The organism is Candidatus Binatia bacterium (assembly GCA_026415395.1).
In the GTDB taxonomy this organism is placed as follows: domain Bacteria; phylum Desulfobacterota; class Binatia; order HRBIN30; family HRBIN30; genus HRBIN30.
The window spans coordinates 302,542-326,859 of record JAOAHD010000003.1 but is presented as its reverse complement, the minus strand read 5'-3'; the positions used below and the strand labels follow the sequence as shown (position 1 = coordinate 326,859).

19 protein-coding genes and 1 pseudogene are annotated in these 24,318 nt (G+C 59.8%); 7 read left to right on the top strand and 13 right to left on the bottom strand.

The genetic code is table 11. The features are described 5' to 3' along the window. Nucleotides 1–96 precede the first annotated feature (96 nt). The gene (gene hisC, locus N3C12_04375) at nucleotides 97–1,152 is read left to right on the top strand and encodes a histidinol-phosphate transaminase (GenBank protein ID MCX8071672.1); all 1,056 of its coding nucleotides are present in this window, start codon (nucleotides 97–99) and stop codon (nucleotides 1,150–1,152) included. On the opposite strand, the gene N3C12_04370 is transcribed toward hisC, so the two are convergent. The 12 genes and pseudogenes from N3C12_04370 to lpxD form a co-directional block, all read right to left on the bottom strand. Continuing rightward, nucleotides 1,144–2,580 carry a DUF4340 domain-containing protein gene (locus N3C12_04370; protein MCX8071671.1) on the bottom strand — a complete coding sequence of 479 codons (1,437 nt, stop codon included), beginning with the start codon at nucleotides 2,578–2,580 and terminating at the stop codon, nucleotides 1,144–1,146. The two genes, hisC and N3C12_04370, sit on opposite strands and share 9 nt — an antisense overlap. A 33-nt stretch (nucleotides 2,581–2,613) precedes the next feature. After that, on the bottom strand, nucleotides 2,614–4,167 hold the full coding sequence (locus tag N3C12_04365) for a GldG family protein (GenBank protein MCX8071670.1): 1,554 nt from the start codon (nucleotides 4,165–4,167) through the stop codon (nucleotides 2,614–2,616). A 3-nt stretch (nucleotides 4,168–4,170) separates the two neighbouring features. Then, a complete protein-coding gene (locus N3C12_04360) occupies nucleotides 4,171–4,944 on the bottom strand; it encodes an ABC transporter permease (GenBank protein MCX8071669.1) in 774 nt (257 codons plus the stop codon). 110 nt (nucleotides 4,945–5,054) lie between these two features. Further along, nucleotides 5,055–5,687, bottom strand: a pseudogene (locus tag N3C12_04355) (ABC transporter ATP-binding protein). A gap of 257 nt (nucleotides 5,688–5,944) precedes the next feature. Continuing rightward, nucleotides 5,945–7,336, bottom strand: a complete 1,392-nt coding sequence (locus N3C12_04350; GenBank protein ID MCX8071668.1) for an MATE family efflux transporter — start codon at nucleotides 7,334–7,336, stop codon at nucleotides 5,945–5,947. Between the two features lie 37 nt (nucleotides 7,337–7,373). Then, nucleotides 7,374–7,736, bottom strand: coding sequence for a gamma-glutamylcyclotransferase (locus N3C12_04345; GenBank protein ID MCX8071667.1), 363 nt, complete (start codon nucleotides 7,734–7,736; stop codon nucleotides 7,374–7,376). Beyond that, on the bottom strand, nucleotides 7,733–8,422 hold the full coding sequence (locus N3C12_04340) for an MBL fold metallo-hydrolase (GenBank protein MCX8071666.1): 690 nt from the start codon (nucleotides 8,420–8,422) through the stop codon (nucleotides 7,733–7,735). Before N3C12_04340 ends, N3C12_04345 begins: the two co-directional genes overlap by 4 nt. Then, nucleotides 8,419–9,054 carry a cob(I)yrinic acid a,c-diamide adenosyltransferase gene (locus N3C12_04335; GenBank protein ID MCX8071665.1) on the bottom strand — a complete coding sequence of 212 codons (636 nt, stop codon included), beginning with the start codon at nucleotides 9,052–9,054 and terminating at the stop codon, nucleotides 8,419–8,421. Before N3C12_04335 ends, N3C12_04340 begins: the two co-directional genes overlap by 4 nt. 46 nt (nucleotides 9,055–9,100) lie before the next feature. Then, nucleotides 9,101–9,586 carry a cupin domain-containing protein gene (locus N3C12_04330; protein MCX8071664.1) on the bottom strand — a complete coding sequence of 162 codons (486 nt, stop codon included), beginning with the start codon at nucleotides 9,584–9,586 and terminating at the stop codon, nucleotides 9,101–9,103. 142 nt (nucleotides 9,587–9,728) lie between these two features. Continuing rightward, nucleotides 9,729–10,634: a serine acetyltransferase gene (locus N3C12_04325; protein ID MCX8071663.1), complete on the bottom strand. Its 906-nt coding sequence runs from the start codon at nucleotides 10,632–10,634 to the stop codon at nucleotides 9,729–9,731. A 123-nt stretch (nucleotides 10,635–10,757) separates the two neighbouring features. Next, complete coding sequence (gloB, locus tag N3C12_04320) at nucleotides 10,758–11,534, bottom strand: hydroxyacylglutathione hydrolase (GenBank protein ID MCX8071662.1); 777 nt, start codon at nucleotides 11,532–11,534, stop codon at nucleotides 10,758–10,760. Continuing rightward, entirely contained in the window at nucleotides 11,531–12,583 is a 1,053-nt protein-coding gene (gene lpxD / locus N3C12_04315; protein ID MCX8071661.1) for a UDP-3-O-(3-hydroxymyristoyl)glucosamine N-acyltransferase, read from the bottom strand. The genes gloB and lpxD overlap by 4 nt, the downstream gene beginning before the upstream one ends. A gap of 141 nt (nucleotides 12,584–12,724) precedes the next feature. On the opposite strand from lpxD, the gene hisI reads away from it, so the two are divergent. From hisI to N3C12_04295, 4 genes are all read left to right on the top strand, one after another. Next, nucleotides 12,725–13,111, top strand: coding sequence for a phosphoribosyl-AMP cyclohydrolase (gene hisI / locus N3C12_04310; protein ID MCX8071660.1), 387 nt, complete (start codon nucleotides 12,725–12,727; stop codon nucleotides 13,109–13,111). An 18-nt stretch (nucleotides 13,112–13,129) separates the two neighbouring features. After that, on the top strand, nucleotides 13,130–14,038 hold the full coding sequence (gene hisG, locus N3C12_04305; protein ID MCX8071659.1) for an ATP phosphoribosyltransferase: 909 nt from the start codon (nucleotides 13,130–13,132) through the stop codon (nucleotides 14,036–14,038). An 11-nt stretch (nucleotides 14,039–14,049) separates the two neighbouring features. Then, the gene (locus tag N3C12_04300) at nucleotides 14,050–14,439 is read left to right on the top strand and encodes a peptidoglycan-binding protein (protein ID MCX8071658.1); all 390 of its coding nucleotides are present in this window, start codon (nucleotides 14,050–14,052) and stop codon (nucleotides 14,437–14,439) included. A gap of 185 nt (nucleotides 14,440–14,624) precedes the next feature. Then, the gene (locus tag N3C12_04295) at nucleotides 14,625–15,890 is read left to right on the top strand and encodes an MFS transporter (protein MCX8071657.1); all 1,266 of its coding nucleotides are present in this window, start codon (nucleotides 14,625–14,627) and stop codon (nucleotides 15,888–15,890) included. 32 nt (nucleotides 15,891–15,922) lie between these two features. Here the strand turns inward: N3C12_04295 and N3C12_04290 are convergent, their stop codons facing one another. Then, on the bottom strand, nucleotides 15,923–17,320 hold the full coding sequence (locus N3C12_04290) for a DegQ family serine endoprotease (protein ID MCX8071656.1): 1,398 nt from the start codon (nucleotides 17,318–17,320) through the stop codon (nucleotides 15,923–15,925). Between the two features lie 92 nt (nucleotides 17,321–17,412). Between N3C12_04290 and N3C12_04285 the strand changes: the two genes are divergently transcribed. Together N3C12_04285 and N3C12_04280 are read left to right on the top strand one after the other, a co-directional pair. Continuing rightward, the gene (locus N3C12_04285; GenBank protein MCX8071655.1) at nucleotides 17,413–21,273 is read left to right on the top strand and encodes a translocation/assembly module TamB; all 3,861 of its coding nucleotides are present in this window, start codon (nucleotides 17,413–17,415) and stop codon (nucleotides 21,271–21,273) included. Between the two features lie 30 nt (nucleotides 21,274–21,303). After that, nucleotides 21,304–24,120: a BamA/TamA family outer membrane protein gene (locus N3C12_04280; GenBank protein MCX8071654.1), complete on the top strand. Its 2,817-nt coding sequence runs from the start codon at nucleotides 21,304–21,306 to the stop codon at nucleotides 24,118–24,120. Nucleotides 24,121–24,318: the final 198 nt, after the last annotated feature.

Here is a 24,318-nt window from a genome sequence, read left to right as displayed (position 1 = left end):
ATGTAGGGCTTTCTCCCCCCATCTCAAAGCCCAGGTTCCGCTGGAGATCTAGCTTTCCTTTTCCCGTGCTGCGGCATTTGCTAGCTGCTGCACACCATGAAACTCCCTTGGATTCGCGAGGCCGTGCGCCAGTTGCACCCTTATGTGCCAGGGGAGCAGCCACAGGAGCGCGGGTTCATCAAGCTCAACACCAACGAAAACCCTTACCCTCCCTCACCCCGCGTCCTGGAGGCGATCCGCACGGCCGCTAATGAGGACCTCCGCTTGTACCCTGACCCCAGCGCCCGAGCGGTAAGGGAAGTGGCCGCCGAGCGCTATGGAGTGAGCCCGGAACAGATTCTCGTCGGCAATGGTTCGGACGAGTTGCTTTCCCTGGTTGTTCGCGCCTGCGTCGATCACGGCGACGTGGTCGCGTACCCGCACCCGACGTACAGCCTGTACGACACACTGGTGCAAATTCAAACGGGTCGGATCCAGCGAGTGCCCTACGGGAAGGATTTCTGCCTACCCGATGGGTTGGAAGAGATGCGCCCTAAGCTCGTGTTTATTTGCCATCCTAATTCTCCGTCCGGCACAGCGGTCGAGATCGACCGGATCCGCGCTCTCGCGTCTCGCCTTCCGGCTACTCTGGTGGTGGTCGACGAAGCCTATGTAGACTTCGCATCGGCAAGCGCTCTGCCGCTGATTCAGGAGCTCCCAAACATCGTCGTGTTACGTACGCTATCGAAGTCGTTTTCTCTTGCAGGTTTGCGGATCGGCTTGGCAGTGGGACGCTCGCAAATGATTGCGGAGCTTGGCAAATTGAAAGACTCGTACAATGTGGATCGCTTGGCCATTGTTGGTGCTCGCGCAGCGCTCGAGGATTATGCCTGGATGCAGGAGAATGTCCGCCGCATCCGTAGCACGCGCGAGCGCTTGATCGCGGCGCTCCGCTCGCTCGGGTTCGAGGTGCCTCAGAGCGAGGCCAACTTCGTTCTAGCGCGACGTCGGGGAGAACGCCTCGATCCCCTGTATCGGGCCCTGAGGGAACGCCGTATTCTCGTGCGTTACTTCGACACCCCGGAGCTCGAGGATGCACTCAGGATCACGGTCGGGACGGACACGGAGGTGGATGCGCTGGTAGCCGCTCTCAAGGAGATCGAATCAGTCTAGCGCGTCTTCCTCGGTGAGTTCGTTGTCCTCTGTTTGGACTTCGTTGTCTGGCGTGGGAGTGATTCCGCCGGGTGTCGGAGTTGGCTTTTCAAGAAGATCCTGGGCCGATTTGTTGAGTCGTGTGACCAAGTAATCACGAACCTTGAACACGGTAGCTCCCTTGGAGCCCACCGCATAGTACTCTTTCGAGCCCTGGTCCGTGGTAACAACACCCACGCGAATAGAACCAAGCGCTTGTTGCTCGGCCCCGAAAAGATCGAAGGTCAGCATTGGCTTGTCTAGACCGTAGGGAGCTACGTCAGGCGGGTTATCCGCCGCAATCTCGTAACCGCGGAAATCATGGATGTCCTGTAACCACTGGCGAATGACGGTGAGTGCCGGTTTGCCGTCGATACCCTCGACAGTCCACTGGTCCTTGTCCTTGGCCACCACTCGAAAGCTCGACCCATCCGCCCTAGTCACTTGGACGGCGCGAAGCTGCTCCGCGTCGTAACCGAGCACAAGCTTGTCGCGGAAATCGTTCGGGTTCTTGTTCAAATCCCGCCACACCCAGTCGCTGACCGTATACACGGTAGGCACGCCACTGGTTTGTACGTAAATCTCCGACTTCTTCTCCGGATTCTCTCCTCCGATGAGGACATGCTTTTCCGCTTGGTCTTTCCCGAGGAACAGCACGATGCGCAACCGCGGGTTGTCCAGGCCGTAGGGAGAAAGGTCGGCTGGCTGGTCGTTCGGGAAATCGATCGCCCGCATCGTTCTCAGGGTCGATAGAAACGACCGCACTGTGGGCCCATCTGCGGGGTTGCTTCCGGGTTGCTCGACGATCCACTGGCCATCCTTCCGGACCAGCGTGACAGTGCCATCAGCGCGAACCAACGAGAACCGTTGTACGTCGTCGTCGCTGAAGTTGAGGATGGCCTTGTCGCGGAAGTCTTTGACCTGCTTATCCAACCCAGCGCGGAACGCGGAGGTGGTCAGGCGCACCTTGCGATCGTCCAAACGCTGGAGGTACGCGGAAAATCCGACCGGCGTGTTCTTGCCCACAGCGACCGCGGGTAATTCCCGGTCCTTGAGCTTGACCTCAAGCGTGACAAAGGGCGGGTCCAGCCCAAACTGCTTGAGGTCCGTTGCGTCCTCGAGCTCCCGCTTTACCTCGCACTCCGCGATCGTGTTCAAAAGGTTTTTGACGGTGATTTCGTCTGCGGGCGCTTCGATGGGCTCAACCAACCGCCACGCACCATCGCTTTTACGAAGAAGGATGTTGCGGTCCTCAAAGCGCATACGGACCTGCACAATATCGTCCGCTTTGAAGTTGAAGAGCTTTTTGGCCTCTGCCTCCTTCTGCTGCCGAGGCAGCTCCATCCAGTATAAGTAGGCCCCGAGACCAGCCAGAATGACCAAGAGGAACAATGTAGTGCGGAAACGCATGGCACCCGCCTCGCGCGGTGAATTCGTGGATGGCTACTCTCGCCGCCACCAAACTGCGATGCCGGCAACGAGCAAAAGTTGCGGGATCAGCAGCACGGTGAGGTAGAACGTCATCAAGCTTTGCTCCGGAGTGAATTGGATCCGCGAAGCACGAATTCCTCGCGGTCGAATCGACACCAAATCACTCTCGCCCACAAGCCAACCAACGGCGTTCATCAGCAAGTCGCGGTTGTAAAAGGTGCCGTCAAGCTCGCGGTTGGAGGCAAATTCGATGCTCCCGAACACCACCAGCCGAGCGGTTCCGTCCTGGTTGAACCCCATTTGTTTAAGGTTGGCTTCCACGGCCACTGCCACCGGCACGGGCCCTTTGAGGTCAGCATTACCATCGAGGGACGCCTCGCCACGTTGGAAAACGCCGTCCAAATCGGTTTCCGCCCAACTCGACGGGCTGGTTTTAACGAGTTCCACGACGGATAGCCCACTTTTCCCTGCAGCGTCGGCTTTGACCGAGCGTGTCATGGGAAAGATTGTGCGCTGCTTGAAATCGCGCGTGATCTCGTGCACGCTGTAAGTGTTCGCCAGTGGCGTCAGACCCAACGCGGGCCCCTGAAACAGGCGGACCACTTGATCCACGACCACGTCGCTTCCGAGCTTTATCCCCCACTTCTCGAACACCGGAACGAACTCGTTTCCAGTGCGCGGTGGAACCAAAGCGAGCAAGCGCCCGCCGTGTTCGAGATAAGACTGGAGTGCCTGCAACTCGTGCTCGAGAAATGGACGCTGTGGACCTGCAACAACAACCACGGAGCAATCGTCCGGAATTTTTGGCTCCGAGGGAAGGAGAACCTTTTTCACTTCGTAATTTTCGTTGGTCAGGGCAGAGCGGAAAGTGGCGAGACCCTTAGGGCTCTGTAGGTCGTCCAAATCAGGCTCACCGTGACCCTCAATCACGCAAACTACCTTACGGGTTTTGCGGGTGACTTTGATGATGGCATTCGTCAGATTCTCTTCATTCGGCTGGGTTACCAGTGTGCTTTCGTTGCCGTACTCGACGCGCACTGTGTTGTAAGTCCGAATCTGGTATTTCTCCGCCAGCTCCGGCTGCTTGTCGGGATCGATGAGCTCGTACGAGACCTTTGAGGAGTAGCGCGCGTAGTTACTCAGCAGATCCCGCAACTCAGGGTTAATCCCGCCCTCGACAAAGGCGAGCATCTTGAGCTCGTTTTCGAGGTTTTTCACGACGTTAATCGACTGGTCCGACAGGCTGTATACCTTCTGTTCGGTGAGGTCGAACCGCTTGCTGTGGCGCGCCCCCAGATAGTTCAACACAATGAGCACGCCGAGGAAGGCTAGTGAGCCGACAATCACATTGGCTCCGTAACGGGTGGACCGTTCACTCACCACGTTCCGCAGTTGCTCCAAGCCAGCGCTCAGGTAAGCGATCAGGCAGAAGACCCCAGCAACACCGTTGGCTGCGATGTACACCACATCGATCACGGTGCGCCCGCCTGTGAAGGCACCCGCGATCACGGCAAACAGAAGAAAAACGAGCCCCAACAACCCGAGCAACGATTGGTTGCGGCGCACAGCTTACCTCCAGCGAACCGATTCGACCGAACGATGTGTTAGGTAGAGTGCGAGAGCGATGACGCTGCCGAAGTAAATGAGATCCTTGGTTTCGATGACGCCTTTCACCATCTCAGAAAAGTGCTCGGTCAGCGACAAATAACGCAGCACGGCCGCCAGCGTGGGACCAGCCGTCTCCGCGGGCCAGGAGATCACGTAAAGCAACAGCAGGACGATCAAGCAGCTTACTGCGGCGACAATTTGGTTGTCGGTGAAGGATGAGGTGAGGAGGCCAACCGTGGCGAAGGAGATCGCCAGCAGGAACAGCCCTAAGTAACCCGCAGCAATGATGCCAGGTTCCGGGTTGCCGTAAACCAGCAAGATGATCGGATAGATCGCTGTCAGCCCCAGCATGATGATCAAAAACGCCACCACACCGAGGAATTTCCCAGCGACAATTTCCGCCACGGAGAGAGGCGAGGTCAACAGGAGCTCGTAGGTGCCGGCGCGCTTCTCCTCCGCAAACGACCGCATCGTGATCACTGGCACAAGAATGATGAGCACGACCGAGAGATTCCCGAGCAGCGGAGCGACAACGAGCTCGTTCAAGTTCAGGCGCATTTGAACTTCGGGGTTCCGAAAGCTCATGTAGATCTGCACCAGGAAGTTGAACCGGTTGAGGAGGTTGAAGAAGAACCAACCGCCAAGGAGCATGAACCCCGTGAGCACGACATAAGCAATCGGCGAGACAAACGCCGAGCGGAGCTCCTTTCCAGCGATCGTCAACGCGTTTTTCATGCCGCCCCCTCCACCGCACCAGCTGGCACTGCCGTATCCTGACTGATGTACCGGAGGAAGACCTGTTCGAGGCTTGTATCCCGAGTCAGGTTCGCAAGCATGTCTTCGACCACAATCCGTCCTTGATTGATGATGACCACCTTGTCGCAGAGCTGCGAAACCTCTGGCAAAATGTGGGTAGAGAGAATCACCGTGCGGTCCGCAGCGAGTTCCTTGATCAAGGTGCGGATGTCGATGATTTGCCTGGGATCGAGGCCGATGGTCGGCTCGTCCAAAACCAGAACAGAAGGACTATGAATCATTGCCTGGGCCAGACCCACACGCTGCCGGTACCCCTTGGATAGATGCCCGATGACTCGGTGGGGCACGTCCTCAAGCCCACAAGAGCGCAATACGCGATCGACAGCGTCATTGAGATCCGCTTTGCTGATCCCGCGGATACGGCCCACAAAGCGCAAGTACGTAAGCACCGTCATGTCGTTGTACAGCGGAGGCGACTCGGGCAAGTAGCCGATCCTCCGCCGGCACTCATACGAGTCCTCGAAAATGTCGAAGCCAGCGATCTTCACCGTGCCCGACGTGGCTGGCATGAAGCCGGTGATGATCCGCATCGTTGTGGTTTTCCCAGCACCGTTCGGTCCGAGGAAACCCAAGATTTGGCCCTTTTCCGCCGTGAAACTGATGTTGGAGATCGCGGTAAGTTCCCCGTAGCGCTTGGTCAGGTTCCGTACCTCAATCATCAGCAACGCCCCGTTGACGAAAAAAAAGCAGGAGAATTCAAGCGCGAAGCGACCGAATTGCGAGCGCGCTGTTTAGCCAGGGCTCTACACCTTGTCAACAAATTGCTCCTCTTGCGCCCGCGTGGAAAGCGCATCGCCAGAGAATTGATCGGCCTCCCTCCAACGGGCGACACGAGTCACGTCCGCTGGCTGACACTTGGCGCTTCGTCATCGCCCGGGGGATGCGAGCGTGCAATCCATTGCAGTGTCCACCCGGCGATTCACACCCGGACACTTTCCCAGCGGCCACTGTGAAACCGCCACGCTTTCAGCGCGGCTCGGGCCACGTAATCACCCACCAACGAGAGCCAGAGCCACTGTACGTCCCAGTGAACCACGTTTGTCACCAAGTACGCACAGCCGAGACGACAACCGTAGAAACCAACGAAAACCGCTACCAGCGGGAACCGGGTGTCGCCCGCGCCTCGAAGTGCGCCGCCCAAGGTGAAGTCGATCGCCATGAAGGGTTGAGAGACACCGAGTGCCCAAATGAACGCGACAGTATCGCGAATCACCTCCGGATCGTCGACAAACGTCGAAGCAATCGGGGCCGCCAGTGCGATGATCACGATGCCGCACAGCGACATGAGGTAAACTGCGAGGCGGTTCGATTCCCAACCCGACCGCCGGGCCAATTGCGGCTGTTTCGCGCCAAGACTTTGGCCTACCAATGCGGCAGCCGCTGCAGCAAAACCGTAGCCGGGCAAGAAGGAGAGCGCGAGGATCCGAACACCGATGAAGTACGCGGCCACGGCGCTTGTACCGTACCGAGCCGCGAACACCAGGTAGAGGAAGAATCCAACTTGCATGAGCAACTGCTCGGTGGCCGCGGGATAGCCAATCCGAAGCACGCGCCGAATGAGCGTGAAGTCGACGCGAAAGTGATCGGGTTCCAGCCGCAGCGATAGCCGACCGCGCATCAGCAGAGCGACGCCCAGCACAACGCCGGTTGTAAAAGCCACTACGGTGGCCAGCGCTGAACCGCGCACACCAAGCGCCGGAAATCCAAATGCGCCAAAGATGAACACATAGTTGCCCACAACGTTCACCACGTTCACTAAGGCGCCGATCAACAGAGGCGTGCGGGTGTCACCCGCGGCCCGCAGTGCCGAGCCGATGACGAAGAGCGTGGCCGACTGGGGAATCGAGAGCATCACCAAGCGGGTGAACTGCGTACCGAGTTCATGCACTTGCGGCTGTACTCCGAACCAGCCAACGACAGACTCGGCAAACACAATCACCGGGGCGATGCACAGGCAGGATAAAGCACTGGCGGCGATGAGCGCTTGCGCCACCACCCGTTCGGCAAAGTCTCGATGCCCGGCACCTACCGACCGCGCCACCAGCGCTAACGTGCCGGTGCCCACAGCCGTCATTGCGATGCTCACGCTATTGAGGATCTGAGCGCCAACTCCGACAGCCGCAACTGCGTCGGCTCCGAGCCTGCCCACCATCAGTGTGTCGACCAAACCGACGAGTGACTCCAGCAACAGGGTGATGATGACTGGCCACGCAAGCTGCCAAATGGTGTGCAGAAGTTCTTGGCGGGTCAGTGCCGCGCTGCGGCCGCCAACTACAGCGACAGAAAGCGATGAAGCGGAGTCACCGTCCATAGGCGCTCGTGCTAGTCAGCCAAGCTGTTCGTGCAAGTCAAGGACCGTCGCTGCCGTCTTGCTCGCGGAGCGGAAGGCGATCCTTGCAACGCACGTAGACGAGCACCTCCTGAACTCCGTTTCTCGTTTTTGCCCTGGCCGTTACCCGGTCGTAAAGCACCCCGCGACATTCGTAACGATCGAACGCGGTGAGCGACTCCTGGTCGACATCATACAAGATCAGGCCGCGCACGCATTTCCCTGGCGACGCGGTCACGAATGGGTAGGTGTGCGGCAACTCGTGCCGCTCGTAATCCAAAAGCCAGGCCTCTTCGGACCGAAACGACTTGCCGGTCAGCTGATAAACGAGATTTGCGTCCCGAAGAGTTCCGTACACAAAGAGCGACGGGAAGGCGCTCATGCGTATCCCATGAAGCGCAAAAAGTCCTCGAGCCGCTGGAAACGGAGGTAGAGATTGGACCGTTTTTCCTTGCCGATTGTCGAGCTTCGCTCTGAAGCGTAGTTGTGCCCGGGATAGAGAATGGTCTCCTCGGGAAGGGCGGCGAGCTTGTTCACCAGGCTGTCGTACATTTGCGCGGGATCACTACCGGGGAGATCCACACGCCCACAGCTCCCAATGAACAGCGTGTCGCCGGAAATCAGAGAGTTCTCCACGAGAAAGCATTGCGACCCCGGCGTGTGTCCGGGAGTGTGGAGAAAGCGGATGTTCACGTTACCCACCTGAAGAGTATCCCCGCCCTCGGTCGGCACCAAATCCGAACTCGACAGCCCGGCGATGCGCTGGGCGTAGTCGACCTCCGCTTTGTGGAGGTAGACCTTCAACGGGTAGTTGCGTTGGAGAAACTCAGCAGCTCCGGCAATGTGGTGGCCGAACAGGTTGCCGCCCAGATGGTCCGGGTGAAAGTGCGTGATCAAGATCGCAACTGGATCGAGTTCGTGCTCTTCCAACTCTGCGACGATCGCATCAATGTCCCACGCAGGATCGACCAGCGCAACCTTGCGCGTGGCTCGGTCCCCGACAATGTATACAAAGTTTTCCATCGGACCGAGTTCGAGTTGCCGGAGATACAATGTCGATTGTGTCACTCTGATTCCCCCTTTTCGGTCTTTGCGGGACGGTTCTTCGCCCGAGGCTGTAAGCCGCGCTCCCAGAGAAACTCCGGCTCGCCAGTCTGCTTTGCCACCCAGCGAGCGAGTACGAACAAGAGGTCGCTCAGTCGGTTGAGATACCGAAGTGGCCAAGGGCCAATGTCCTCTTCTCGGCTCAGCCGTAATACCAGACGCTCGGCACGGCGGCACACCGTGCGTGCTTGATGCAAAAAGGCGCTGACCTTTCCTCCGCCGGGTAAAATGAAGGACCGAAGCGGCTCCAGGTCCGTCTGCAAACTGTCCAACATTTTCTCCAGTGCGGTTACTTCGCGTTCGCTCACGCGAAACATCTCGCTGTGATGGGCTTCCGGGGGCGTTGCGAGTTCACTCCCGAGGTCGAATAGCTCATTTTGCAGTTGCTTGAGAATCGCTTCCACACGTTCACGTACTGGCACCGGCTGCGTTTCGCTGTTGAATGTGCGAGCAATGCCGAGCACTGCGTTCAACTCGTCGAGCGTACCGTAGGCCTCGATTCGCGCGGTATCCTTCGGGACTCGTTTGCCTCCAACGAGGGCGGTTTCCCCTTGGTCACCTGTTCGGGTGTACACTCGCGTAATCCGAATGGCCATCAAGCGAACCCTTTCCGCTCCAACACTAGCCAACGACCTTAGCGCATCAACGGATTGACGGCTCCCCACCAGCAGCAGGGCTGAGCCGGACAACTAGGGCAAGAGAGCCGCCTCGGTGATGGTTCCGAAACGCGTGCCGAGCACCATGTTCGATAACGACCACATCGCCCGCTTGCAGTGGAACGGTGCGATCGGCCAGGGCCATCGAGCCTCCGCCACGAAGCAGCACGACCAGCAGGTCGTGATCCGGATGATCGTGCGGTTCTTCAGCGCCCAGAATGCGCACGAGCTGCACCGTGGCACGCCCAAGCGAACACAGTTCCCGTGCCTCGATGGGCTTGTCGGTCCAATTGTGGGTGGCGTCGTCCAGCAAGGCGCTGATCGTGGAGGCAGAGTTCGGCCGGGCGACAAGAAGCTGGCTTTGCGCCTGGAATATTTCGTTCCTCGTCGAGCAACCACTGAGGATGACCGACGTCGCGCACAGGGATGCCCACAGGCCTGTTGCAAAAAACGGCAATCGTCGGGTGCACATACCGCGCCCATACTACCACCTGCAGCACGAAACGAGCGGGGCGGCGATGTGTAGCGATTGCTTAGCGCACACTTGAGCAGCGCGTCGGCCTGCTGGTTGGCGTTGGGGCGCCTACCCACGAGCAGCGAGACCACCTCGGCCTTCAACGGTGTTGCGGATGCGTTTCTCGAGTCAAGCGACTGTGCGGGGGCACGGACTCGACGATCCACAGGTTCCCGCCAATGATGGATCCCTCGCCGATGACGGTGTCGCCTCCGAGGATCGTCGCTCCCGAGTAGATCGTGACGTTATCTTCAATCGTCGGGTGTCGCTTCCGGTTCCGAAGCAACACTCCGTCGGCATCCCGCGGCACGCTCAACGCGCCGAGGGTAACCCCTTGGTAGATTTTCACGTTGTTGCCGATGACGCACGTCTCTCCGATGACCACTCCAGTCCCGTGGTCGATAAAAAAGCTCTTCCCGATTGTCGCTCCTGGGTGAATGTCAATGCCAGTCTCGCTGTGGGCGTACTCCGAGAGAATGCGTGGGATCATGGGCACCTGCTCGAGGTAAAGCTCGTGAGCGATGCGGTGCGTCGTAATCGCCTGGATGGCAGGGTAACTGAAGACGACTTCTTCCACGCTTTTGGCCGCAGGGTCGCCTGCAAAGGCTGCGAGTACGTCGAGGTTCAAGAGGTCACGCAGTTCGGGGAGTTTTCGCAGGAGCCTGAGGACGACTTCTTCGGCCCAGCCTGGGTCACGTGGGACGGTTTCACGCGAACACATGCGTTCCCAAGTTTGGGCACGCCCGATCTGTTCCACCAAAATTTCGTAAGCCGGGTGCAGATGCTCACTGATGGCATAGCGCAGGTTGCCACGCGTGAGTGGACGCAGCGTATAAAAGCCCATGTAGATGACATGCTTGAGGTGGTGGAGTGCGTCGATGACGGCACGTCGGTTCGGCAGGGCGGCTGTTTCCAAGCTGTCGATTTCGTGAGTCCCGTCGTAGCTCGCCGTTACCGCGTCGATAATGTGCTCGAGTTCGTCGTAGCGCGTGGGCTGTGCTCTCATACCGATTTGTGACTACCTAAAGGCACCTCTCCGCCAATGCAACTCGACGGCGCGTTTCTACCTTCGTCCATGATGCTCCGCTCGGAACGTGTGTCACGGCCTCCAGTGGAAGCCGGACGCGCACTAATAGGCGTCCTTCAACGACCGTACTTTGGCGAAGATTGCGACGGGCTCTAACGGCAGATTCGGGTCGACTTGTCGCAGGGAAGCTTGCAACTCGGCACTGTGCCAGCGCAGAAAGGGATTTGTGGCTTTCTCTTCGGCGATAGTACTGGGCACCGTTGGCAGACCCTGCTGGCGTAGCGTGAGTACCCGTTGGTACTTTTGCTGTAACGCCTGGTTCCGAGGCTCGAGCTGCAAGGCAAATTCTAGATTCTTCTGGCTGTATTCGTGCCCACAGTAGACCTTCGTGTCATCCGGAAGTGATGCCAGCTTTTGTAGGGAAGCCATCATCGTCGCTGCGTCGCCTTCGAATAGGCGACCGCACCCGGCAACGAACAAGGTGTCTCCGGTGAACACCACCTTCTCGCCCGGGAAGTGGTAGGCAACGTGACCGGTTGTGTGGGCAGGAATGAAGATCACGCTCGTGATCAGGGCTCCAATTCGAATCTCGTCACCCTCGGAAACTTCGCGGGTGCACCCAGGGATGCGCGACCGCTGTCCTACGTATGCATACACATCGACTGGGAACGTTCGCAAAAACTCCTCGTGCCCGCCGACGTGATCGTAATGGTGGTGTGTCGGCAACAGTGCCGTGACTTGGACGTCTCGTTTGCGCACCTCCTCCAGCACGGGGCCGGCCTCAGCACAATCGATCACCGCCGCTTTTTTCGTTTTGGGATCAATGACGAGGTACGCGTAGTTGTCCACGAGTTGGGGGATCGGGACGACTTCGATCATTCTTCCTCCCTGCCGTCATCAAATCTTCCGGCGCGTGCAACCAGTACCTCCATTTGGCGTTCTAAGCGTCGTAACCGCTGCAGCGCCTCGGGCAAGCGCTGCAGCGCTGCGTGCTTCCTGCGCCACTGCCGGATCTCTACCGCCGGAGTCCCTCCGTAGGTTGCCCCGGCAGGGACATCATTATGAACTCCCGACTGAGCGGCCACCTGTGCGCCATCGCCGATCGAAAGATGCCCGGCAGCACCCACCTGACCTCCGAGGCGGACGAATCGACCCACTTGGGTGCTGCCCGACAATCCGGTTTGCGCGGCAATGGCTGTCCCCTCACCAATCGTGCACCCGTGAGCAACCATGACGAGATTGTCGAGCTTTGCACCGCGACGCACGCGCGTGGCGCCGATTGCCGCGCGGTCGATCGTGGTGTTCGCTCCGACCTCCACATCATCCTCGAGAATCACCGTGCCCGCTTGGGTGATGCGGCGGGCTACCCCGTCGGGCGACAGCACGAAGCCGAAACCGTCGCCGCCAATCACGCAGCCCGGTTGCAGTGTCACCCGGTGGCCAATGATGACCCGCTCGCGCACCACGACGTGGCTATGAGCGTGAAAGTCGTCGCCGATCTTCACCTCGGGGTACAGCACCACGTGAGCTTCGAGCCTTCCGCGGGCGCCGAGCGTTACCCCCGGGCCGATGACACAGTAGGGGCCAATGGTGCAGTCCGGACCAAGCTCCGCCGATGGATGGATCACGGCTGTTGGGTGAATGCCTTCCCAAGTTGGCACCGGGGTGAAAAACAAGTCGACCGCCCGCGCAAACGCTTCATAAGGGTCATCCGCACGAAGTGAGGGCAGGGGGATCTCCGGTTCGTTGCGGTGGAGAATGACAGCGGAGGCCTTCGTCGACGCCAGATAGCGGCGGTACTTGGGGTTGGCGAGAAAAGTCAGGTCGCCCGGCCCCGCCTCTTGAATCGGCATAATCCTATGGATCTCTACGTCGCCGGCGCCGCGCAGCTCACACCCAATGCGAAGCGCAATTTCGTCCAGTCTCATCCTTCTCTCCTCGTCATGTGCTAGGCACATTAGCCCCATGCCCACAGGGAGCAAACCTGCCAGCCGGCACCAGCCCCGATTGGTTGGATGGGGCCTAACGCGTTGCCGTGTTTCAGGCGGTGTGTTAGCAAACGCAGCTTCATGAACATCGAGCCCGACTTTGCAAAGCGTGGCGGCCTCGTTGTGGTCGTTACTCAAGATGCCGAGAGTGGCGAAGTGCTGATGGTCGCTTACATGAACCGCGAGGCTTGGGAAGCAACGTTGGCGACGGGCAGAGCGTGCTACTGGAGCACGTCGCGAAACCAGTTGTGGGTCAAGGGCGAGAGCTCGGGCCATGTTCAAGAGGTCAAAGAGATTCGGATCGACTGCGATCGCGATGCGGTGTTACTCAAGGTGCGTCAACACGGCGGCGCCGCTTGCCATGAAGGGTATCCGAGTTGTTTCTTCCGCAAACGGGTGGACGACCGATGGGAGGTCGTGGAAGAGCGAGTGGTGGACCCGGGAGAGCTTTACCGGCAACCAAAGTGATTCGATAGGGTTGAGCCCATGAGCGATACCGCAGCACCGCGATTGAAGCTTGGAATTCCAAAGGGCAGCCTGCAAGACGCTACGGTTGAACTCTTCCGTCGCGCCGGATGGAAGATCGCGGTGTCGGACCGCAGTTACTTCCCCTCGATCGACGACCCCAGCATTCGCTGCTCGCTGGTGCGAGCTCAAGAGATGGCGCGCTACGTTCAAGACGGCACGCTGGACGCAGGCATAACTGGCGTCGATTGGATTCGGGAAAACGACGCGCGGGTGCGCACAGTGTGTGATTTGGTCTATTCCAAGTCGAGCTTCCGCCCCACGCGGTGGGTGCTGGTGGTGCCGGAGGATTCGCCGGTGCAGAAGCCGGAGGACCTCCGCGGCAAGCGAGTGGCCACTGAGTTGGTGAACTACACGCGCCGCTTTTTTGCCGAACGGAATATTCCGGTCGATGTGGAGTTTTCGTGGGGAGCCACCGAGGCCAAAGCTGCCGATGGGTTAGTGGATGCCATCGTGGAGGTAACTGAAACCGGGAGTACGATCCGAGCAAACCGCCTGCGCATCGTATGCGAGCTATTTCAGTCCAACCCGCAATTGATTGCTAACGAGGCAGCTTGGTCCGACCCATGGAAGCAGGCGAAGATCCAACAAATCGCCATGCTTCTGCAGGGAGCTCTCGAGGCCGAGGGCAAGGTGGGGATCAAGATGAATGTTCCAAAGGAACGGCTCCAGCAAGTCGTGTCGCTGATCCCAAGCCTTACCGCCCCTACAATATCTCCGCTTTACCCGACCGGAAAACTCGAAGGCCGTGAGTGGTTCGCGGTGGAGAGCGTGATCCCTGAAGCTGAGGTGCGAGAACTCATTCCTCGGCTGATCGCCGAGGGTGCGACCGGGATTATCGAGTACCCCCTGAATAAAATTGTCGGGTGAGGTCGAAGCGAATGGTTAGCAAGAACGGCGTCATGCAGCTTTGGCTCGTGGCCGGTGCCTTGTCGTTCTTTATGCTCGCTTGCCAGCAAGACACGGAGGCGCGCGCCCGCGAGGCAGCGGAGAAAATCAAGGAGTCGATCCCGGATGTTCAAGCGCGGGCTCTTTCGCAACCGGTTACTGAAGAGGAGGTTCGCGAGGCTCAACTCGCGTTGCGTGAAGTCAAAGAATACTTGGGTGAGGTGAACGGCAAGCTCGACGCAGTAACGGTCAACGCCATTCAGGCCTTCCAGCGCTCGCGTGGCATTCGAGACGATGGCATTCTCAACGAACGCACGAAGCGGGAACTGCGCAAAGTACTTTCCGAGGCGCAGAGCGGGGAAGGAGCGGCAGCACACCAATAAGCTCCGGCTTACTCACTGGGCGGGCCGACGGCGCGGGGTGCAAACGCGTTTTCACCGGTCGGGACTGCTTCCGCACCCGACCGTTCGCTTTCTAGCCGGACGGCCGGCCTTGGTAAGGCTATTCGCGGGTCGAGGCGGCCGCTTCGTGGTTGCTTGCCGGCCTCAGCTTGGTATTGGCGTGCACCATGGATCGGGCACCAAGGGACGGCCCCACGCCGACGCGAGTTCGATTCGTTGTGGTTGGACTCGCACTGTCCGTGATGGGGGTTGCGTACCTGGATCGGGTTTGTATTGCCGTCGCGGCTCCCAGCATCCGTGCTGACATTCACCTAACGGATACGGAGCTCGGATACGTGTTCAGCGCCTTCACCTTCGCATACGCGCTGTTCGAGATCCCTGGGGGCTGGCTGGCGGACCGCTTTGGCGCTCGGTTGATGATGGCTCGCATCGTCATTTGGTGGTCGGTGATGACGATGCTCACCGGTGCTGCGGTCGGATTTTGGTCCCTGGTTGCCGTGCGGTTTCTTTTCGGAGTGGGTGAGGCCGGTCTGCTGCCTACGTTGGCGCGGGCCTTCCGACAATGGCTGCCTCCGACTGAGGCTGGCCGTGCTTTTGGGCTCACGGTCATGGCAGGCGCAATTGCTGGGGCGTTGAGCCAACCCTTGGTCGCCACCATGCTCACGGTGATGAGTTGGCGTTGGTCGTTTGCGGTGTTTGGCGCAATCGGAATCCTGTGGGTGGTGGTTTGGCTTGGGCTGTTCTACGAGCATCCCTCGGAGCATCCGCGGGTAAACCGAGCCGAACTGGCCTGGATCGGCGCTCAAACGACGCAGGCACCTCCGCACAGTTTTACGTGGGCGACCCTGTGGAATCGGAATGTTGCCGTCCTCTGCGCCATGTACTTTCTGGTGATTTACGGATGGTACTTTTTCCTCACTTGGCTTCCCACCTACCTGATGGAAGAGAGAGGCTTCCGCTTTGTCGAAGCCGGCTACTTAGCCGCCCTTCCTTTGCTGTGCATAGCCGTGGGTGTTGCGAGTGGAGGTTGGGCAAGTGATGCAGCGGCGCGGCGCTGGGGTGAGCGCTGGGGTCGGCGACTACCGGCGCTTCTGGGGCTACCGCTGGCCGCGGTGGGGACAATCACGGGAGTTTGGAGTGCAAGCCCGTGGATTGCCGCCCTGGCCCTTAGCCTGGCCGCAGGCTTCGCAGCCCTGTGCGTGGCACCGGCCTGGGCGGTGTGCTCGGCGGTTGGAGGAAAACATGCCGGTAGCGTCACCGGAGCGATGAACATGTTCGGTAACCTCGGCGGAGCGTTGAACTCTGTGGCCGTAGGTTGGAGTCGCGATACGTTCGGCTCCTGGTCTGTGCCGCTTCTCTCGATGGCAATCGCTTATTTGATCGCTATGGGTTTGTGGTTGGGGGTCAATGCCCCCGAACACCGAACACGCTAACTGGCCCGCGCAATGACCATATGACCAGCAGCTTACGGCTCGTCCTCGCTGCGCTGCAGAAGCTCGTAGCCGCTGGCTTGCCCGCGCTGGACCAGCAAGAGAACGGAGTCGCCAGCCCTGGCCAAGGCCCGCTCACATGTGGCTGCCGACGTGACCGGCGTTCGATCAACCTGGCGGATCACGTCGCCAGGTTGCAAACCACTGCGATCAGCGGGCGAGCCCGGGATGATCTCACGAATCAACGCACCACGTACGTTGCGGGGAATGCGAAAACGATCCGCCAATTGCGCAGTAAGGTCCGTAAGGACAAGACCCCACTCGCGTGCGGCGGAACTCGGCCTGCTCAGCTGCCCCTCCTCGAGGGATTCGGCGATGGTGACCGTAAGGCGGCGCTCTCTGCCGTCTCGTAAGAGGACTACGCCGACAGAGCGCCCCACCGGGAGTTCGGCGATTCGAGCAGAAAGCTGGCGGCTCTCTTCGATCGGCACGCCGTTGAATTCCACGATTACATCACCCCGGCGGATCCCGCTTCGATCTGCAGGGCTTCCCGGTTCGACCTCGACAACCAGTGCCCCGCGCGGGCGGTCCAGGCCGAAGGCTTCCACCATATCGGCAGTCACATCCTGGATGGAAACACCAAGCCAGCCGCGAATCACTCTCCCGTGCTCGCGGAGCTCGTCAATCACTTTTTTCGCTAGGTTAATTGGAATCGCGAAGCCAATGCCGATGCTTCCACCTGAGCGGCTGAAAATCGCGGAGTTGATCCCCACGACTTCGCCCCGAAGATTCAGCAACGGCCCACCGGAGTTTCCCGGATTGATCGATGCGTCGGTTTGAATGAAGTCATCGTATGGCCCTGCACCAATCACGCGATCCTTCGCACTTACGATTCCCGCTGTAACCGTTGACGCTAAGCCGAACGGGTTTCCCACAGCGACCACCCAGTCACCGACTTCAAGACTGTCGGAGTCCCCTAACTTTGCCGCTGGTAGCGGCGCTTTCGGACGAATCTTTAGTAACGCGATGTCGGTCTTTTGATCCACGCCAACGATCTTCGCGTCGTACTCCTCGCGTGTCGCTAAGCGCACGCGAATCTGCTGCGCCAAGGCGACGACGTGAGCGTTCGTGACGATGTATCCGTCGCTCGAAATGATGAACCCGGAGCCCAAACTTTGCTGTCGTTGCGCGCGATACGGAAGGCCCGGTCCGAAGAATTGCCGAAAGAAGTCTTCTACCGGATCGCCAGTCGACCCCGGCACCCGAACGACCCGCATCGAGTAAATGTTCACCACCACGGGCCGTGCCGCTTTGGCGACAGACGAAAAACTTTCTGGAACAGAGCTCAACGAACGAGCCGGGCCGGGGACTCCCAGCATAAAAAGGGCGAGCACACCAATGCTACGGACGCGCAAAGATCTGGCCAAAGTCATGGGCATGAGCGGTGTGGCTAGCAAGCAGGGGCAGCTTGTTCTAGCGCGCTTGTGCGGAAGTCGCGGCTCGGCAAACACAAGGCATGGTGACGATGCGTGGCATTGAGAATGTGGCGGGAGGGATCCGTTGGGTTTGGCTTGTCCTCCTCGGCTTCGCCTCTCTCGCTTTCGTTGCAGTGCTGGTGCTTTTCCACGCAGGCCAAGGCAAGGTGCGCACCGCTTTACTCACGCGCCTTGCTCAAGCGACCGGTAGGGAGTGCGCTCTCGATGCTTTGGCCTTGGATCCCTTGGGGAGGTTGACCCTGCGCAACCTGCGATGCGGCGAGGCCCTGGCAGTACAGCGTGGTGAACTGGCGGTAGACTGGCAGAGCTCACTCACCACGCGCTCACTCCGTTTGCTCGCGGATGTGGATGGGCTCGACGTGGACTTCGGGCTCATGGCCCCTGGTAGCGTAGGCGGGGAGGAGAAAGGTGGAGCGCCCCACCGCGGCGAACTCTTTCTCGGCGTGCCATTGAGCTTGATGGTGACTGGTCGCCATTGGCATCTGAGATTCCCTTATGGCCAACAGGGCGCCAGTCTGCAGTTTGCCTCCCTATCGCTGGAATGCGAGCTGCGCTCGGCTCCCACGCTGAAGGTTGACTGGCGTGTTGCAGGCGGCAGTGTCCGTTGGGAACGTGGTCCGCACGGGCTCACAATCCAAAAGGTCGAAGTGCACGGCGAATGGGACCCGCAAGCAAGCGTAGGGATCACTTTCGGGCGCCTGCGCAGCTCTCAAGGCGCTGTGATGCTCCGGCGCATCGACAGTGACCACATGCGCGTGTATGGAAAGATCGACGCCGTAAGCCTGGCCGCGTTCTCGGATGACATCCCGGTGGTTCGCGGCACACTCAGCGGAATCGGCCAACTCTATGGGCCGGTTGTGAATCCGGTGGTGGATTTCCGCTTTTTTCTCACCAACGGCTCTTGGGAGAAAATAGAGGGAGCGGACCTGAGAGGTCGGTTTGTGCGCCAAGGCCCTGAGCTCCGCTTTGAGAGGGTTCGGCTTCGCCATGCAACGCTCCGGGCTTCTGGCGACGTGGCATTCGATCTTGGCGACCATCCCAAGCTCACGGCTGCCGCTCGCGGAGGGGTGTCGTCACCTGGAAATTTAGCCCGGCTCGTTGGGCTTCGGGTTCCTCAGGATGCGCTGCAACGGTTGAATTTCTCCGGTGAGATCCTTGGCCCCTTGAAGCCTCTGCAGCTTCAGTGGTCCGCCGCAGGCCGGACTCGGGTTCGAGTTCCGGTGCCGCTCCAGCTCAGGACGCTGCCGATTGCCTGGAATGCCACCGGGCAGATCCTCCCGCATGAAGGGGGCATCCAAATCGCTGGTTCCGCGCTTGGCGCTGTGGAGTTTAAGTTGGAGCATCGCTGGCGAGAAAACGAACAAACCGGTCACGGAGAAATTGCAAGTGATCACCTGCAGAGTTTGGCCAGCGTCCTCGAACCCCTTGGTCAACGCATGGGACTGACAGGACGAGCCCGCGTTGGGGGCGCGTGGCGAGTGCATGAAGGTTTCACGGTGATCGAGACCTCGCTCCGATTAGTGCAAGTCAGCCTGCTCCAGAGCACTGTACGCGAAGCCGTTTGCGGTGTTCGTGCGGTTGGCACGCCCGAGTGGCAAGTCTCCGGCACTTGCGACGCCAGCGACCAACGCGGCGGACACTTAAACGTCAGCGGAGTTTGGCGCCTAGGGCAAGAGCCCGAAACCGCACTGCAAGTAAACGCGAAAGACTTCAGCGCAGAATTTCTCACCGGGGCGTCAACTTGGTTGTGGGGCGATCCGCTCCCGGTCTCCCGCGGGCGAGTAAGCGGGGAGCTGTCCCTCCGGCAAAGACGTTCTTCGGCAGAGCTGGATCTCCAGGCAGTGGTGAATCAGTTCCGCATCTGGCAAGAACCGATCACAAGCTTTCGCTGTGAGGCACGCTATCGCACCGGTGAGTGGCGAGTGGCTGCGGAGTTGTCGCGGCGCGATGGGAAGGAGAACCTTCACCTCAATGCTGAAGGGAAGGGCAACGTGTTGGACCGCGCTGCACTGAGGGGCGACCCGATTCGCTTGGACGCCATCGTGGGGCTCGGGCGCCGCGGAGTGGGAGGCCAGTTGACGGTGGCAGGCGAATGGTCCGGGCCGCTGTTCACTCCTCGCGGCAACGCGGAGGTGGTGGTGCAAGACCTTCGGGTGGATAAGGCCGAGTTAGCGAGCGGCAAAATCCACATCGATTTTGAACCTAAGCAGTGGACCATCCAGGGTGATGCGCTCGATCAAAAGTTGCAGCTCCGAGGCACAGTTGACCCTCGTCAAGGCTACCGTTTCGATGTCGCGGCGACGGCAGCTCAGATCCAAGTCGTCGCGCCGCACAGCAGGATCCGAATTGAAACTGCCGGCCAGGCGGTCGCCAGTGGCCGCCTGGCCCAGCCTCGCGTCGAGCGAGCGGAGATCAAACTCAACCGGTTCGTCCTCGCTCGGGAGCCCTATCGTCTCGAAGCAACGATACCCTTCCACTTGCAGTTGGATGGCGACACCTTTCGCCTCGATCCGTGGCGACTCGAAAGTGACGGTTCCAAGATCGAAGTCGCGGCCAAAGGGCGCATCGATGGTGAAATGGAAGCGGAAATTCACGGCACTTCCGACCTTGTACTGTTGGAGTTGCTCGGAGAGCCAATTCTTGAAGCCAGCGGAGCAGCAACCATCGGGGCTCGGATCGAACGCCGATCCCTAGGGGAATGGCAAGCGCAGGGCAGCCTGGCAGTGAAGGACGGCATCTTGGAAATCGAAGGCTTCCCACCGCTGAGCGCGATTCGAGGGCACGCGACACTGCAAAACGAGTCGGTGCGCGATGTGGTCATCGAGGCAGTGGTCGGCGATGGCAAACTCTCGATCAACGGCCAGGCTGGTCTGTACTCTGGGCCGGCACTCTCCTGGACTTTGCACGACGTTGCAGGCTCGTGGGGTGACGACCTCCAGGCGCGCTTGTCCGGTCGTGGCGAACTTACCGGCACCTGGGACAATCTCAGCGTTGCCGGCGATCTCCAGGTGTTGAATGCCGTGTACGACCGCGATCTTGCGCTCGGAGACCTCTTGCGCTGGCTGCGAGATCGCCTCTTCGCTCCCAGGCGCGTGCAAACTGTGATGCGAACCCCGGTCGGGCTTGACTTGAAAATCCATTCGCCGGGTCATGTGTTCCTGGACAACAACATCGCCAAAGTTGAGTTTTGGCTCGATCTCTGGGTCGGCGGCACCATCGGTCGACCACTGGTCGGTGGCAGGATCGGGGTCCTCGATGGCGAAGTGACGTTCCAAGGCCGTACATTCACGATCACCGCTGGCACGCTGGAGTTCCGAGATCCTGCGAGTTTGAACCCATGGCTCGATTTTGTTGCAGAAACCCGCGTAGCCACACCGCAAGCCGAATACCTCGTCACCGCGCAGGTTACAGGGCAGGCGGACCGGCCACGAGTACAATTTTCTGCCGACGATCCCTCGTTAGCACCGGAAGACATCCTGAGTCTGCTGGCGACAGGTCGTACCCGCGCGATGGTGGGGCAAACGGGTGGATTTTCACCCGCAGGAGCGGCGTTTGCCCTGCTTCCCAAGCGCGAGGCAGAACAACGCGTGCAGCGTTGGTTGGGGGTAGACCGATTCGAGCTGTCTGCCACTCAAGCTCGTGACACAGGTACAGTGGAGCCACGCGTGACTGTCGGTAAAGAGCTCAGTGAACGTTTCTATGCCTCGGCATCAACGAGCGTGGGCGCGCAAGCCCGGCAGACGGTTCAACTGGAATACCGATTGACGCGCCGTGTTTCCCTACTGGGCGGTTGGGAAAGCGCGACACACGAAGCGGCAGGTGCTTTTTCCGGAGACCTTAAGTTCCGGGTGGAGTTTCTCCGCGCGCCGTTTTCTTTGGCTTGCCCCTAAGGGTGGCGGAGATCGAACGTGTTGATACGCATGATTCTCTGGGCCGCAGTGGGCTGGTTCGCCTGCGCTGTGGCCCTGTCGCGCAGTGCTCCGGCCTTCGCGGAGCCCGAACACCAACCACGATCTCTCGTATCAGTAGAGGTGCGTGGGGAACCAGAGTGGCAGAAAGGGGAGCTCAACGTCCTGCTCGAGGAGTTTTTGTCGCAGAACTGGAACTCCGACACCGAGGCGCGGATTCGTAGCGCGATCCAAGCGACGGCACGGTATCGGGAAGTGGAGCTCACACCACGGACGGAGGACGGCGGGGTGCGCTTGCTTGTGTCCGTGAAGCCAAAGCTCTTGGTCAGCCGCGTGGTCTTTCATGGGCAGCGATCGTTCTCGCTCCGCGAACTCGAGCGAACTGCACGGCTGCCGGTTGGAACAGCACTCGACGATAAGGTCTTGGCGAGTTCCGAACAACGGCTGTCGGCGCTTTACCGAAACAACGGCTTCCCGGAGGTGGCGGTTCGGGTCGAGGCAAAGCCCTGCGACCCAGAATCGGCCGCAGTGCACATTTGGATCCACGAGGGACGCCCACAAACCATTACGACCATTGAGTGGTTCGGGGCGGACATAACGGACCCTCAGGCTTTCCTGCGCGCGTTGCCCGTGCGTTCGGGTGAGCGGTGGACCGCACGGAGCGCCAAAGAAGTTGAGAAGGCGGCCGTACGGTACCTCAGAGAGCAGGGTTATCTCGAGGCCAGAGCTACAGCCGACTTCGTCGAAACGAGCAGCATCTCCGGCACGCTGCGGTTGGCTCTCCGTCCGGGCCCGCGCTGCGAAATCGTTGTCGAAGGCAATCGGCGAGTCTCAAAGGACCAAATCCTCGCCGCGGCCCGGCTCAAGGAACGTTTGCTCATCACGGACGGAACGTGGAGACAGCTCGCGCGCGTTGCCAAGCAACTCTACCAGGAGCGAGGACATTATCTGGTAGCCGTGCGTCTTTCGGTCGAGCGATCCGACCCCGACAAAAAACGGATCCGCTTAGTGATCGATGAGGGTCCCTTGCTCACCATCCGTCGGGTCACCTTCGAGGGCCGTCAACGGGTTTCCGAGAAGAAGCTGCTCGAGGTCATGTCCACGGGGCCACGTTCGTGGTTTCCTCGACGACATGGCTTTCTCGTGCCCTCGCGCTTCGAGGAGGACCTAAGACGGCTTTGGTTTCGTTACCGAGAATTCGGATTCGTTGATGCGGAAATCACCGACTACCGCATCGACATCGACCGCAGTGAAGGGCGGATCGATGTGACCATCGTGGTGGATGAAGGGCTTCCCGTAGTGACGGCGCAGCTCGATTTTGCGGGCCTTCCCGAAGGAATCCGCCGGCCAGCTCTGCAGGAGATCCGTCTCAGGCGTGCGTTTGACCCCTTTGCCCTAGAGCGCGAAGCAGAGCGGGTAGCCCGTTACCTCCGCGACGCTGGATACGCAGACGCCACGGTAACTGGAACGTGGCGGATCATCGAAGAGCAAGCCTTGCAACGCCTGGCGGCGGTGACGTTCGAGGTAAACCCCGGCGCCTTGCAGCGAGTGGGGGAAATACGGGTGCGCGGTAACCTACAGGTGCATTCGTCGGTCGTTCGACGGGAATCTCAGCTGAAACCCGACGCGCCGCTGACTCCGCAGTCGTTAGCCAATGCGCAAACTCGCCTGTACCAGCTTGGCTTGTTCCGGGGGGTATTCGTGGATGCTTTGGAGCCGTTCGAGACTGCGAAAACATCGGGAGAGATTCCTCGTGACGTCGTGGTGCAGGTGCAGGAACGACCTCCGTTGTCGGTGAGCTTCGGCGGTGGCTACAACACGCGCGACGGTTTCCGGGCGTTCGGAGAAATCGCGCATATCAACTTGCGCCACCGCGGTGAACGACTTGGGTTGCGCGGTGATATTGCCCTAGACCCGGCTCAGGCAACCGCCCCAAATGAGTACTTAGTGGACCTTGGATTTCGCGACCCGCAGTTCTGGGAGACCAGTTGGACCCTGCGAACCAATGTCATTGGCCAGCGGGCGACGCGCTCTGTCGATCAATTCAGCATCGAACGATTGGCACTCGTCCCGGCACTCGAGCGAAGGTGGCGCTCGGCACTTTTAACAGGCGTGGAATTTCAGTGGGAACAGGCGCGCATTTTCGACTTGCGACCAGATGCCCGGGTATTCAATCCTGCTGACGAGGGGCAGCTCCGAACAGGTGGTGTCGGACCGTTCTTGGTATACGAGGGGCGTGACGATCCCTTTATGCCGCACCGCGGAGTGTTCGAATCGGTGCGATTTCGGCTCGCCGCTGGTTTTCTTGGTTCAGACGAGCCGCTGGCAAAGCTTCAATGGCACCACAGCCACTACGTCCCGTTAGGTGAGTCGCTCACCTGGTTGTATGCTCTTCGGGCAGGCTGGGCGCGCACATTCTCAGGCGCTGTTGTTCCGATCCGCGAACGGTTTTTCCTTGGTGGGCGTTCCACTGTTCGGGGTTTCTCGGAGAACAGCATCGGCCCGCAGGGCGCGCCCATTGTTGACGCGCTTGGCAAACGGGTCTTTCCTGGTGGTAACCCCCTCGGAGGCGACCTCTCCCTGAACGTGAACACGGAACTGCGCTTTCCCCTAGTCTGGGGTGCGATCGGAGTGGCCTTCGTGGACGCAGGGGGGGTTTACCTACAGGATCGATCGATTTCGCTCGAGGATTTTCGTCGGTCTGCTGGCATGGGTCTACTTTACGAGACTCCGGTGGGGCCGTTAGCCCTGCACTACGGAATTAAGCTCGATCGGCGCCGAGGCGAGGCGTTTGGGGCCGTTCACTTCACGATTGGCACCTTATTCTAAAGACTTCGCCAGCTCGCGACTGGGGGCTGGCGTGGTCGCAGGACCCGCTTGTTCCTACTATCCTCGCTCGGCCAGGATAGAGCTGTTGGGGCAGTGGTGGGCCTGTCGCATCCTGGTGGGCAGTTCGCAAGCACCATCGCACGTCATGAGAACTCCCTTGCGTTCCGCTGCCCGGGGGCTTTGTCTAGGCTGGATTAG

What these genes read in the sequence shown, in the direction of transcription:
- N3C12_04325 (MCX8071663.1), bottom strand. Translation starts at nt 10,634, where the DNA reads ATGAGAGCACAGCCCACGCGCTACGACGAACTCGAGCACATTATCGAC.
- N3C12_04360 (MCX8071669.1), bottom strand. Translation starts at nt 4,944, where the DNA reads ATGAAAAACGCGTTGACGATCGCTGGAAAGGAGCTCCGCTCGGCGTTT.
- N3C12_04350 (MCX8071668.1), bottom strand. Translation starts at nt 7,336, where the DNA reads ATGGACGGTGACTCCGCTTCATCGCTTTCTGTCGCTGTAGTTGGCGGC.
- N3C12_04330 (MCX8071664.1), bottom strand. Translation starts at nt 9,586, where the DNA reads ATGTGCACCCGACGATTGCCGTTTTTTGCAACAGGCCTGTGGGCATCC.
- gloB (MCX8071662.1), bottom strand. Translation starts at nt 11,534, where the DNA reads ATGATCGAAGTCGTCCCGATCCCCCAACTCGTGGACAACTACGCGTAC.
- hisC (MCX8071672.1), top strand. Translation starts at nt 97, where the DNA reads ATGAAACTCCCTTGGATTCGCGAGGCCGTGCGCCAGTTGCACCCTTAT.
- N3C12_04335 (MCX8071665.1), bottom strand. Translation starts at nt 9,054, where the DNA reads ATGGCCATTCGGATTACGCGAGTGTACACCCGAACAGGTGACCAAGGG.
- N3C12_04295 (MCX8071657.1), top strand. Translation starts at nt 14,625, where the DNA reads ATGGATCGGGCACCAAGGGACGGCCCCACGCCGACGCGAGTTCGATTC.
- N3C12_04290 (MCX8071656.1), bottom strand. Translation starts at nt 17,320, where the DNA reads ATGACTTTGGCCAGATCTTTGCGCGTCCGTAGCATTGGTGTGCTCGCC.
- hisI (MCX8071660.1), top strand. Translation starts at nt 12,725, where the DNA reads ATGAACATCGAGCCCGACTTTGCAAAGCGTGGCGGCCTCGTTGTGGTC.
- N3C12_04370 (MCX8071671.1), bottom strand. Translation starts at nt 2,580, where the DNA reads ATGCGTTTCCGCACTACATTGTTCCTCTTGGTCATTCTGGCTGGTCTC.
- lpxD (MCX8071661.1), bottom strand. Translation starts at nt 12,583, where the DNA reads ATGAGACTGGACGAAATTGCGCTTCGCATTGGGTGTGAGCTGCGCGGC.
- N3C12_04345 (MCX8071667.1), bottom strand. Translation starts at nt 7,736, where the DNA reads ATGAGCGCCTTCCCGTCGCTCTTTGTGTACGGAACTCTTCGGGACGCA.
- N3C12_04300 (MCX8071658.1), top strand. Translation starts at nt 14,050, where the DNA reads ATGGTTAGCAAGAACGGCGTCATGCAGCTTTGGCTCGTGGCCGGTGCC.
- hisG (MCX8071659.1), top strand. Translation starts at nt 13,130, where the DNA reads ATGAGCGATACCGCAGCACCGCGATTGAAGCTTGGAATTCCAAAGGGC.
- N3C12_04285 (MCX8071655.1), top strand. Translation starts at nt 17,413, where the DNA reads ATGCGTGGCATTGAGAATGTGGCGGGAGGGATCCGTTGGGTTTGGCTT.
- N3C12_04280 (MCX8071654.1), top strand. Translation starts at nt 21,304, where the DNA reads ATGATTCTCTGGGCCGCAGTGGGCTGGTTCGCCTGCGCTGTGGCCCTG.